Origin of the sequence: Helicobacter bilis, assembly GCF_001999985.1 — a bacterium.
GTDB lineage: Bacteria > Campylobacterota > Campylobacteria > Campylobacterales > Helicobacteraceae > Helicobacter_A > Helicobacter_A rappini.
On record NZ_CP019645.1, the window covers coordinates 519633 to 532202 of the forward strand.

Here is a 12570-nt window from a genome sequence, read left to right on the forward strand (position 1 = left end):
ATTGCAGAATTATAGCAAATAAAAACTTAAAGTGCAGTATTTTTTCTCAAAGTATCAGTAAAAATAGTAATAGACATACAGAAGGCAAACTTGCTTAGATTCACATTTATTGCGTTTATTATGTGTGTATAAAGTATGCTACAATACGCACACTATTCTACTACAAAATGAGGGAGTGATGAAGCATTTTTATAGTTCTTTTGTTGTAACTTTGATTGGGCTAGTTTTGGCATTTTATGTTGGGGCGTGGCAGGCGATTTATATATGTATTTTACTCTCTATCTTAGAAGTTAGTCTCTCGTTTGATAATGCTGTGGTTAATGCAAAAGTGCTTGATACAATGGATATAAAATGGCAAAAGCGATTTATTTATTGGGGGATTCCCATCGCTGTATTTGGTATGAGATTTATTTTCCCCATTGTTATTGTGGCAGTAGCTGCAAGGCTTGGTATGCTAGAGACTTTGAATCTTGCCTTATATTCACCGCAAGAGTATCATAAAACACTTGAAGAAACGCGTTTTGAGATTTATGCCTTTGGTGCTGGGTTTTTACTTATGGTATGTTTGCAATTCTTTTTTAGTGAAGATAAAGAGGTGCATTGGCTAAGTTTTATTGAAGATAATGTTATTATGCGATTTTTTATGAAGTTCCCAAACTTTGCTTTATTGCTTGCAATTACACTTGGAATCATCTTGCTTGCCCTAACGGATAATATACTTGTAGGCATGGCGTATTTTTGTGCGATTGTGCTGTATTTAATCATTCATTCGGCGGATAAATTCCTTGGGGCTGGTGGTGTGCGTAATGGACTTATGGGCTTTTTGTATTTAGAAGTGCTTGATGCAAGTTTTAGTTTTGATGGTGTGATTGGGGCATTTGCCTTGAGTGAGAATATTTTTATTATTATGATTGGGCTTGGCATTGGGGCTATGTTTGTGCGTAGCTTGACGCTTTATCTTGTAGAGCATAAGACACTGCAAAAGCTTATCTATTTAGAGCATGGCGCACATTATGCTATTGGGGCATTAGCTATTATTATGCTATTAAAGATTTTTATGGAAGTAAGTGAGATTATCACAGGGCTTATTGGCGTAGGATTTATTGGTATTGCTTTTCTGCATTCAAAATTCTCAAATAAAGATTCATAAAATTATGCCTTTTTTGTTATAATTCCACATTTAAAGGATATGAGTATGATTAGTGAAAACACGCAGAATGCACCACAAGATAATAGAGTATCTCGCAAAAAAATCTATAATCCACACTCAACAGAAAGTGTCAATGAAAGGCGTATATTTGGTGGGAATCCAACCGCAATATTTGAGTTAAATAAGATTAAATATCAGTGGGCTTATAATCTTTTACGCACAATGTTTGCAAATACTTGGTTTCCAGAAGAAGTGAATATGAATCAAGATAAACGCGATTATATGGAGCTAACCCTGCAAGAGAAGCAAGGCTATGATAGAGCATTAGCCCAGCTTATTTTCATGGATTCACTTCAAACAAATAACTTAACAGACAATATCAATCCATATATTACATGCCCAGAAATAAATATGCTTTTAGTGCGTCAAGCATTTGAAGAATCTCTGCACGCACAAAGCTATGCGGTTATGGTAGATTCTATATCTGCAAATACTGATGAGATTTATCAAATGTGGCGTAAAGATGACAAACTTCGCTCAAAAAATGACTATATTGCTGATGTATATACAGACCTTGCAAAAAACCCAACAGAAACAAATCTTATAAAAGCCATGTTTGCTAATCAGATTCTAGAAGGAATCTATTTTTATAGCGGTTTTGCGTTTTTTTACACACTTGCTAGAAGTGGTAAAATGCAAAATAGTGCAGAAATGATACGCTTTATCCAACGCGATGAAATTACACATTTAACGATTTTTCAACAAATGATTATCTCTACGCGTAAAGAAAGACCAGATCTTTTTACACAAGCATTACAAGATGAGGTTATGGAGATGTTTCGTCAAGCAGTAGATTTAGAATCTAGCTGGGGGGAATACATTACGCAAGGGCAAATTCTAGGCTTGACTGCAAAAATTATCCGTCAATATATTGAGTATTTAGCGGATAAAAGATTAAAAGCAGTTGATTATCCTATCCTATATAACACGCAAAATCCCATACAATGGGTAGATGAACAGGTAAATTTTAACAATCAGCGGACAAACTTTTTTGAAGCAAAAGTGCGTAATTACACACGGGGAGAATTAAAATTTGAAGACGATTTTTAAGACCTTTTATACATTACAGCTAAAGACAAAAGCAAATTGGGAAGATAATCTAGCTAGACTTGAAGCAAAATTGCTAGAGTGTGAAAAAGATTCCTACATTCTTGCAAGTGAAGTTTTTCTCACAGGATTTGCATATCAAAAAATGGCAGAAGCAAGTGAGTTTAGTGAGATTGCTACACGAAAGCTACAGGAATTAAGCAAAGATAAAACTATTGTAATCACTATGATAGAACAAGAGGGCAGAAAATATGTCAATCGCTTGAAAGTATTTCATAAAGGACGCATAGCCTATACACAAAAAAAGGCAAAGCTTTTTCCTTTAGGTAACGAACACTTGCATTTTAAAGCGGGGGATATAAAGGATATTAAGACTTTTATGCTTGATGGAATCTTATGTGCGGCTCTCAATTGTTTTGAAGTCCGCTTTATTGATTTATGGAAAAAGATTCAAGGCGCACAAGTGATTTTTGTCCCAGCCGCATGGGGTAAGGCAAGGAAAGTGCATTTTCAAACGCTAACGCGTGCTTTAGCCATTGCAAATCAAAGTTTTGTTATTGCTAGTTCATGTGCAGGCAATGAGTATGCAAAGGGTAGTAGCATTATCACACCTTATGGAATCGTGTATAAAAATGATTCTAAAGAGATGATACAAGCACAAGTAAATCTCGCTGAAGTTACAAAAATGCGAATACATATAGACACAGGAATCCCACACGCATGAAACTTCATGAAATAAAAAATATGGAAATGCTAAAAGATGTCAAAGATAGCTTTGATTCTAGAATCATTGCTGCATTACGCCAAACTGATAGGGAGTTTTTTGTCCCCTCTGTCGTAAAACATTCCGCATTTCACCTTGATAACGCTTTGCCTATAAGCGATGAGCAATGGATTAGCGCACCACTCACTGTGGCAAAGATGACAACCTATCTCATGGCGTATGATTTAGGCGATAGCGTATTAGAGCCAGATAGTGTGCTAGAAATAGGGCTTGGGAGTGGTTATCAAGCAGTTGTATTGTCTCATCTTATACGCAGAGTTTTTAGCATTGAGCGTATAGAATCTCTATGGCTTGAAGCAAGATCGCGTATAGCACAACTACAAATTATGAATATCAATATAAAGCTTGATGATGGTATGAATGGTTGGGCGTCTTTCGCCCCTTATGATAGAATCTTACTTTCTGCATGCACAGAGAGTATCCCAAAAACACTCAGCGATCAATTACAAGTAAATGGAGTGCTTGTAGCCCCAATATATCATAATGGCGGACAAGTTATCGCACGATTTGTAAAACAAAAAGATCATACACTCACAAGCCATATTTTAGAATCTTGCTCTTTTGTGCCGATTAAACAAGGCGTTATGCGTATGGGTTAAATAAATGCGCATTATTTTTTGTCTCAAAGGTAGCAAAAGTTTGAGTTAGATTTTTAGCTATTATAAAGAAATATGAGTAATCACAAATGGACTAAATCCATAAACCACTATCCCCTGTATTTTTATCTTGATATGGTCTTTGCATAGGATTTGGATTCTCAAACTCAAATAAAAATGGATTTATAGAATCAAGCCCTTCAAAAAAATTATCAAAAGAATCTGTATTATTCCCAATGAAATTATACTCTTCAAGTCGCTGTAACAACCCATCGCTATCATAGATTTTTCTACTTACAAGCCTATTATTGCGATATTTTTCCTCTTTGTGAAGTTTATTATTAATATAATACTTTTTTACCTCTTCATTATCTTTATAAAATATCGTTTCAACTAAAGAATTGGCATTATCTTTATCGTAAAAATTTGTTTGTAAAAGCTTATCATCTTGATATAAACACTCTTTTCGTTTTAACCCATTGTTGTAATAGGCTATTGTATGTGTGCGATTGCCATGATCATAAAAATCTTCATATTTCAAAACACTATCACCATACCATTTTTGTATCCCATGCTTCACCCCTGAAATCTCTTTACATGGTGTATCGCCATCTCTAGATTGACAGATTTTAAAAGTATGACTAGAATCAGAAATATAAGTTGTCTCACTTTTAATTACATTGCTATTATTTATATCATAATCAATATACACAAGAGTATTATGCGCTTCATCTTTTTGTTTGGTTACAACCCAAACGATTGCAACAAGACACGCACCAAATGCAATGAAAAAGCCCCATTTCTTCATCATTTTCCTTTATCTTTCGCAAAATAGGCAAACATTGTAGCATTAAAAATCCAACATATTGGCAATATTTTTAATAATAAACATCTAAGGATAATCGCAAATATCTAGAATCTTGTATCAATTATCCAAGTATAAACTCTGCCATATCTAAGATTCTATTTGCATAGCCGCTTTCATTATCATACCATGCCATTATTTTTAGCATATTGCCAACTTGCACACTTAAATCTTTTGCTACAATGCTACTATACGCACTCCCTAAAAAATCACTACTTACACGATATTTAGAATCAATGCTTAATATGCCTTTCATACTATCATTTGCATACGATTCTAATAAAGCATGTATCTCATCTAGTTTTGTGGCTTTATTAAGATAGAAGTTTAAATCTGCCATTGAAACATCAATCAAAGGCACACGCACACTCTGTCCGTGAATTTTACCCTCTAGATTCGGTAAAACTCGCTTTAGACCGATAGCCGCCCCCGTTGTGGTGGGGATAATATTATTTGCGGCTGCCCTTGATCTTCTTTTATCGCTTCTGTGTGCGTTATCAAGTAGATTCTGATCGTTTGTGTAGCTATGGATTGTAGTCATTGTAGCACTTGTGATTCCATAATGTTTATCAAGTATGGCACAAATAGGGGCAATGCAATTTGTCGTGCAAGACGCATTTGAAATAATTAACTCACCATTATATTCCAAGTGATTGACACCAAGCACGAATGTCTTTGTATTATCTTGTGGTGGGGCTGAAATGATGATTTTTTTCGCACCTTTTTGTAAATGGTGCTTGATAGATTCTGTCGTGAGAAATTTACCACTTGATTCAATCACAATATCTACTTCACCAAAATCAATGTCTTTTGGGTTATTATGATTGCTTACATGTATTTTTTGATTATCAATACATAGTGTGTCATTGTGATAGGAAATATTGCGACTAAGTGTGCCATGTGCGCTATCAAACTCAATGAGATAAGTCAAAATCTCCCATTGTGCAATATCATTGAGTGCTTTGATGGTATGTCCCCTTTTAATCGCCTCACGCAAGATCGTGCGACCCATTCTCCCAAGCCCATTTATCCCTAGTGTCATATTCTAACCTTATGTAATCCTAGATATATAAATTATGTGGATTATAGCTTATTTTTGTGTGTATGGGTTGTATTGGCAGAAACTCTTTGCATGTTTTCAAAGCTACATGGCTTCTATATTTAAACAAAGAGAATAGTCAATGCAAACTACACTTTATTTTAGTGTTGTATAACCGCAATGAAGCGTAGCTAACTTGTAAAAAACTAAACACTCTTTATCAAATCTTTATAAATATTGCTAGTTATTTTCTGGCCATACACGCACAGATTTAATCTCATATTTATTTACAATATCAAAGAATGTTTTCATCAGTCCATGACCTCTACTTTTGTTATAAGCGTTGATCATCTTTTGTGCTTCATCACCGAGATTCATCGCTGTGCTATCTAGCGGCGTGATAAGGATTTTCACGCTTCTTTTCTTTGCATTTGGATCTAAAAGCTGTGCATGATCTGACACTATCTTTTGCAAGCTTTTCTTTAGATGTGGTGCTAAATATGGGCTTTGCTCTACAAAAGTCATACCACCAGCACGACCAGCTTCTAAGCTAGAATAGTATTGGGCTGTAATGCGTTTCTTCTCGTTTGCCCTTTCAATTCTCTCATCTTTTGATAGCGGGATATTCTCATTAAAGGCAAGATATTCTTTTGCAAAGGTTTCAAACGCACTTTTTGCAAGTTTATTAGCACGGACATAAACGCGTGCTTCCTGCATAGTATAGTTGTATTGGCTAAGCCACGCTACGACTGAATCGCTAAAGTTTTGCATTTCTTCTTCATATTGCTTTTGAATCTTGTCGTATTTATCTTCATAGGATTTTCTTATTTGTTCTTTAATTTCTTGCTTACGATCGATTTCTTTCTCTATGGCGTATGTTTGAGATTGCGACCTACAGCTATTACAACCACAACCATATTCATGTTGCGTATTTCTTTGCGATACTCTTAGCATATCAATATCTGCATCAATATCATCTAGCATATCAGCAGCTTCTTGTTGCAAGGCTTCTAAATCATTTTCATATTTTGTTTGAATGCGATCATACTCTTTGCTAAACTCATCTACCTTTGCAATATACTGCACTAAAAGCGTAGGCATAGTCTTATATCTAAATGATTTAGATTCTACAAGTGTATTTGACTCTAAATGTAAAGTCGCCACATCGGCTTTAATGACACATGTCCCATTGGCATTACTTTGTAAGTCTTTTAGTGTAGAGACACTATTGCATGTAAAGCTTTTAGGGATAAATTGATTGAGATCTTCCCCAAAATTGGCGGCGATATTGCCTGATACCTCTCGCTTCACTTCATTATCACTTAGCCATATATCAGCACGCATATCTTTGAGTTGGAATAAGAAACTATCGACATTTTTGAAATAGCATGTCGCATGAACGCTATCTCCAGCACAATGATACGCGACACCAGCCTTTGCTGCATCTTGCAATGCCCACTCCATAATATCTAACGCACCATTTTTTGCGAAACTCACTCCACACACAGCCATGCTTAACGCACCTGCGGTTATTAACTTTTTTAGCATACCCTTATCCTTTCAGCATTTTTAGAATGTAAGCCATTATATTAGTGTTTTTTAGATTAAAAGTTTATTAATTTTATGTTATTTTTGCAAAAGATATTATTGCTGTTGTGATATGTTGGCTGGTTTTGTGGCGAAAACCACCATAAAATTGCAAACATGTTGTATGAGACTATTATGACTTTAAAGACTTGCCGCAGATTTTACTTAATTCTGGGTCAGTTTTAAAAACACGAGATTTAGCAATGTTTGTATTAATGTAGCTTAGAGTCTGATTACTTGTCGCTTCATCTTTAGAATCTTGCGTGTTGGAGTCTTCTGTTGTGTCTGGGTTTTCTGCCAAAATATCACTTGAAGAATCATGTGATAAAAAATCTGTTTCTATATTGTTTTCACTATCACTTATATTAACTTCATTGTTAGAATCTATACTTGCATTATTTTCATTTGATTGCTTTATATCATCTATGTCTTCAATGGTATCTGTAAAGATACCTGCCAACTCATTTTCTATTTCTTGCTCTAAACTCTCTAAGTCATCATGCGTAGAATCCATATCATCTAATAGATCATCAGTTTGCGTTAATGAAGCCATATCATCATCTTGGGTAGAATGAAATGGGTTAGATTCTAGCGTATCTGTGGTTATATTTTCATCTGTCATAGAATCTTGTAAATTTACATGTTCTTGTGTGGCTTCTTTATATTCTTCTAATTCAACTGAATTTTCTTGTATAGAATCTTGCGTAAAAGTGTCTATCTGCATATTTGATTCTTCTAAATCAAAATCGTCTCGTATATCATCTGCCCCATTTGTTTCATTAGAATCTAAGTCTAAATCATTGGTTTGCATGAGTGGGCTAACAGAATCTTCGCTAGTCATTAAGTCTATATTTAAATCATCTTGCGATATCGTTTCTGCGTTAAGCAAAGAATCTAAAATGCCAGAATCTTGTGTTGCCTCATTTGTAGAATCTAGACTTTCTAAACCTAGCATTTCATCAAAGGCGTTTATATTTATGGGCGATTCGTGAGTATCTATTTGTTGCGTATTTTCTGTTGATACATTGTCTAGTGATATGTCTTTGGCTAATTCTAGCTCATCTTCTTGCATATTATCTGTTACATCTATATTAAGAATGCTTTCTTGTGTATCGCTTGTCTCAGTTGCATTTTTGCATTTCTCTATTGTGCTAGATTCTATATTTTCTATATCATTAAGCCCTAATTCATCATTTGTCGTATCTGTTTCTGCTGGTTCTTGTGTTAATTCATCAGTAGAATCTTCTTGCCTATATTGTGTTGATAAATGTTGTAAATCTTCCAAAGCTTCTGGGGCGCTCTCGTGCATAGCTTGTAGGTCAAGCAAAAGCTGCTGGGCTAACTCTTCGCTTGAATCCATGCTATTTTTAGAATCTATATTCTCTTGCTCTATATCATCTTGGAGATTCTGTGTATCATCATTTGGGGCTATATTAGAATCTTCATTCAACAAAGATTCTAATGATATATCTGTATCTTGTGATATATTTGCATTTGTGGGCATTTCTAAGGAATCTGTGTCATCAGTCTCTATTAAACCTTGCAAATTTGCTTCTGTATCTTGTGATAAAATCTCTGCTTCATTGCTTATTTCACTAGATTCTAAAGATTCTGTGTTGTCGCTTGTTTCTTGTGAAAATTCACTTATGGGATTTATAGAATCTTCTTTAGATATTATTTCTTGTTCTGTGTCTATTTGACTTATTATATCAAGTTGCAAATCGCTCTCATCTTGTAAGTCATCATTATCTTGTGTGTCGCTATCTTGCAAGTCATTCCCTTGTAAAAAACGCAATGCTTGCATATGTGCTTCTTGTGTGTCCTTGCTAGATGGCGTGATTTCTAAAAGATCAGTTTCTATATTAGAATCTGTGGTTAAAAAATGCAGCGGCTCTTTATGTGAAGATTCCATATCGCTTTCATTTAAGTTTAGAGAATCTGTATCTATTAAATCTGCTACATTTTCTATCTCGCTAGATTCTATAGAATCTTGAGAATCTTGCAAATTGTCCTCTATGCTTTCTGTTTGAAGATTATTATTTTCTTGTTCCGTCTCACTTTGTTTTAAAATATCTTGTATTGTTTCTGTGTCGTTTATCTCTGTATTATCTATTGTGTTAGTGAGATTAGATTCTAGATTTTCATCATTTTCTAAAAATTCTTTGCTCTCACTCTCTAAATCTATACTAGATATTTCCTTTTCGCTTTGCTCAAGGTTAATATGACAATTTGTAGATTCTAGATTTTCTATGGCTTCTGTAGTGGCAGATTCTGTTGAATCTGTGGAATCCAATGTCTTATCATTTTGCGTGTTAAGCGAAGTATGACAAGCCGCTTTAGATTCTAGATTCTCACTATCTGCCCTAGATTCCACGCCCTGATTAGAAAGCATAGAATCTAGCTTTTCTAAGCTCTGCTCACTTATAGAATCCAAAGTCATTGATGATAAATCCTGCGTGTCTAGCTTGTGTAAAGATTTATCGTCTTTCATTTGTATTGTAGAATCCACTTGCGCGCTTGTTAAATGCTGTGTGTCTTGTGCTTTTGTGTCATCATTTTCTGTATTGGTAGAATCGAAAAAGCTCATATCCTCGTGGCTTATATCTTGTAAGGCAAGTTTTAGCTCATTTTGCCTTTGCTTTGATTCTTCTTCATCTTTTTCTTCTTGGACCACTACTTCTTTTGGTTTATTTTTCTGTTTTAATAGTTTTTCTACACTTTGCAATTCAGATTCTAAAAAGTCTCTCCACGCATTCGTGCATAAAGCCTTTGCCGTGATAAAAATATCCTTATCGCCCCTACCACTCACATTTACTACTATAATCTTATTTTTCTCTTTCTTTGCGATCTCAAGCACACCAGCTAACGCATGACTTGATTCTAATGCAGGCAAAATCCCTTCATGCCTAGCAAAAAACTGCAATGCCTCCAAGGCAGAATCATCACTAGCAGCCATAAACTCTACTCTTCCAATATGCTTTAAGTGTGCGAGTTGAGGTCCAACCCCAGCATAATCTAACCCCGCACTAATAGAATGCGTATTTGAAATCTGCCCATGTTTATCTTGCAAAAAATAGGAACGATAGCCATGTGCTATACCGATACTTGCCCCACTATTTTCAGCAAGTCGCATGGCATGTTTATTTGCTTTAAAGTCATCTCCCCCAGCTTCTACCCCTACAAGCTTTACTTCCATATCTTCTAAAAATGCACTAAATGCCCCCATAGAGTTACTACCACCACCAACACATGCGACAACATAATCTGGCAGAAATGTGTTTAAATACTTACCTAAAGCTTTTTTTATTTGCTTTTTTATCTCTTTGCCAATGATAGATTGAGAATCTCTCACAATATCGGGGTAAGGATATGGACCAAGCGCACTGCCTAATACATAAAAATATTCATGTGGGACTTTACTCCACTGACGCAGGGCTTCATTTACCGCGTCTTTTAGCGTCTTTGTCCCACTCTCTACTGCCACCACTTCTGCACCAAACTGCTCCATTATAAATACATTTGGTCGCTGTCTTTGTATATCTGTCGCACCCATGAAAATCGTGCAAGGCATTTTTAAAAAGGCACATACACTAGCCACCGCTACACCATGTTGCCCTGCACCCGTTTCTGCGATAATATGTGTTTTTTTCATTCGCTTTGCAAGTAGAACTTGGGCTAGGGCGTTATTTATCTTATGTGCGCCTGTATTTGCCAAACCCTCAAACTTGAGATAGATTTCATTCCCAAGTATTTCGGAAGCGTTTTTTGCATAGATAAGGGGTGTTGGTCTGCCAACAAATGTTTTTAGAAGTCGTTTTAACTCTTTTTGAAAGCCTTTTGTTTGGAATATTTGTTTATATGCTTTTTGTAAATCATTTAGTGCCGGATACAATATCTCGGGGATAAAGCACCCGCCAAACCTAAAATCGCCCTCTCCAAAATACCCTTTTTCACTCTTTAAAAATATCCTATTATCCATGCTTCCTCTTTCAATATGGCAAAATACAAAACAAATACCGCCTATTTTATCATTTTTCTGTGATTTTTTGACTTTGAATGATAACCCCGAGATTCTAACGGGCTTGTGTTTTTATATCTTACATATAGTTATGTGTGTTTGTTTTATGTGGTTTTAGATTCTTTTATTGTGTAGTTTTATTTCTTTATTAGCACATAAAACACACTTTAAATAAGTTAAAAATTTGTATAACCTTTTTTAGATTAAAACAAAAGATTTGTGGAATTATAAGAAAATGAACTTAGAAATAAAGTCTTTTTATTGCAAAATTAGAGCATGCGAACACATTAATAAGGTTATAAAAAACTCTTATATAAGATTTTATGTGTTATAATGTATTTTTGTATTTGTGGTTAAGTGTTTTTTTGTAGATGTCCAGATAGACATAAAAACCTTTAAATAACTCTTACTTGTGCCAATATTCTCCAGATTTACACTCAACATGTTTTTGTGAATTGTTAGGTAAAATCCAAACATACCAAGCAATCTGCAAAAAACCATTGCAATCACAGATACCAATCCATGAAAACCAAAGATATCATCAGCTAATATTTAGTAATATAGCTTAGAATCTACAATAGATTATCGCTAGATTCTATATCTTAATGCAACACTTATCAAACATGAAATAATATACAGCTACTTTAAATTCTCATTTCTTAAGTTATGCTTTATTAGAAGTTTATCATATTCGCCACTTTCTTTAAGCTCTTTTATTGCTTCATTGATTTTAGCGAGTAATTCTGCATGTTTGCCTTTATCAAATGCGATGGATAGTCCCTCGCTGCCATCTTTTTCATGATAGAATCCAATGAGTTCTTCATTTTCTTTAAGATAGCCTTGTGCGGTTACATAATCGGCTAATGCCACATCGACTTTGCCCGATTTAAGATTTAGTATCGCACCTAAAATGCTTTCACTCATTACCACTTTAATGTTGTATTCATCTTTCATTTTCTGTGCAGCTTGTTCTTGCACCGTGCCAAGAAATACGCCGACTTTCTTACCCTTAATAGAATCTTTATCGACTATATCAGCACTATCCTTTCGCTTTATATACAAAGTTTCACCCTCATAGTAAGGAATGCTAAAATCTACTTGCTTCATACGCTCTTGTGTCGCACTCATACTTGAGATAATCATATCGATTTTACATGCCTTTAATGCAGGTATAAGACCATCAAAGCTCATGTGATTTAGCGTATAGTTAAAGCCTACTTTCTTACTGACTGCATCAAGTATATCTATGTCAAAGCCTATTATTTTTGCGTCCTGTTTGTATTCAAATGGCGGATACTCTGCATTTAAGCCAACTCTTAACTCCTTATCATTTCCACCACATGCCTCTTCCTTGCTACATGCGACAAAAAATAACGCAAAACTAACACATAATAACGACAAAATTTTCTTCATAAATTTCCTTT

8 protein-coding genes and 1 pseudogene are annotated in these 12570 nt (G+C 34.9%); 4 read left to right on the forward strand and 5 right to left on the reverse strand.

The window, feature by feature from the left end:
- Positions 1–178 precede the first annotated feature (178 nt).
- From XJ32_RS02395 to XJ32_RS02410, 4 genes are read left to right on the forward strand one after another with little or no spacing between them, the layout of a single operon-like run.
- Entirely contained in the window at positions 179–1150 is a 972-nt protein-coding gene (locus XJ32_RS02395) for a DUF475 domain-containing protein (protein ID WP_077388232.1), read from the forward strand.
- A gap of 45 nt (positions 1151–1195) precedes the next feature.
- Positions 1196–2260: a ribonucleotide-diphosphate reductase subunit beta gene (locus XJ32_RS02400; protein ID WP_077388233.1), complete on the forward strand. Its 1065-nt coding sequence runs from the start codon at positions 1196–1198 to the stop codon at positions 2258–2260.
- A complete protein-coding gene (locus XJ32_RS02405; protein ID WP_077388234.1) occupies positions 2244–2981 on the forward strand; it encodes a carbon-nitrogen hydrolase family protein in 738 nt (245 codons plus the stop codon). Before XJ32_RS02400 ends, XJ32_RS02405 begins: the two co-directional genes overlap by 17 nt.
- Complete coding sequence (locus tag XJ32_RS02410; protein WP_077388235.1) at positions 2978–3640, forward strand: protein-L-isoaspartate(D-aspartate) O-methyltransferase; 663 nt, start codon at positions 2978–2980, stop codon at positions 3638–3640. The genes XJ32_RS02405 and XJ32_RS02410 overlap by 4 nt, the downstream gene beginning before the upstream one ends.
- A 91-nt stretch (positions 3641–3731) precedes the next feature.
- Here the strand turns inward: XJ32_RS02410 and XJ32_RS02415 are convergent, their stop codons facing one another.
- The 5 genes and pseudogenes from XJ32_RS02415 to XJ32_RS02435 form a co-directional block, all read right to left on the reverse strand.
- Positions 3732–4448, reverse strand: coding sequence for a toxin-antitoxin system YwqK family antitoxin (locus XJ32_RS02415; RefSeq protein ID WP_005219935.1), 717 nt, complete (start codon positions 4446–4448; stop codon positions 3732–3734).
- Positions 4449–4566: 118 nt separating this feature from the next.
- The gene (gene gap / locus XJ32_RS02420; RefSeq protein ID WP_005219936.1) at positions 4567–5544 is read right to left on the reverse strand and encodes a type I glyceraldehyde-3-phosphate dehydrogenase; all 978 of its coding nucleotides are present in this window, start codon (positions 5542–5544) and stop codon (positions 4567–4569) included.
- A 237-nt stretch (positions 5545–5781) separates the two neighbouring features.
- Entirely contained in the window at positions 5782–7089 is a 1308-nt protein-coding gene (locus tag XJ32_RS02425) for a hypothetical protein (RefSeq protein ID WP_077388236.1), read from the reverse strand.
- 2800 nt (positions 7090–9889) lie between these two features.
- A pseudogene (trpB, locus tag XJ32_RS12610) lies at positions 9890–11107 on the reverse strand (tryptophan synthase subunit beta); the annotation flags it as partial.
- A gap of 678 nt (positions 11108–11785) precedes the next feature.
- Positions 11786–12559, reverse strand: coding sequence for a basic amino acid ABC transporter substrate-binding protein (locus XJ32_RS02435; RefSeq protein WP_077388238.1), 774 nt, complete (start codon positions 12557–12559; stop codon positions 11786–11788).
- Between the last annotated feature and the right edge of the window lie 11 nt (positions 12560–12570).

What these genes read in the sequence shown, in the direction of transcription:
- XJ32_RS02400 (WP_077388233.1), top strand. Translation starts at nt 1,196, where the DNA reads ATGATTAGTGAAAACACGCAGAATGCACCACAAGATAATAGAGTATCT.
- XJ32_RS02425 (WP_077388236.1), bottom strand. Translation starts at nt 7,089, where the DNA reads ATGCTAAAAAAGTTAATAACCGCAGGTGCGTTAAGCATGGCTGTGTGT.
- XJ32_RS02395 (WP_077388232.1), top strand. Translation starts at nt 179, where the DNA reads ATGAAGCATTTTTATAGTTCTTTTGTTGTAACTTTGATTGGGCTAGTT.
- gap (WP_005219936.1), bottom strand. Translation starts at nt 5,544, where the DNA reads ATGACACTAGGGATAAATGGGCTTGGGAGAATGGGTCGCACGATCTTG.
- XJ32_RS02435 (WP_077388238.1), bottom strand. Translation starts at nt 12,559, where the DNA reads ATGAAGAAAATTTTGTCGTTATTATGTGTTAGTTTTGCGTTATTTTTT.
- XJ32_RS02410 (WP_077388235.1), top strand. Translation starts at nt 2,978, where the DNA reads ATGAAACTTCATGAAATAAAAAATATGGAAATGCTAAAAGATGTCAAA.
- XJ32_RS02415 (WP_005219935.1), bottom strand. Translation starts at nt 4,448, where the DNA reads ATGATGAAGAAATGGGGCTTTTTCATTGCATTTGGTGCGTGTCTTGTT.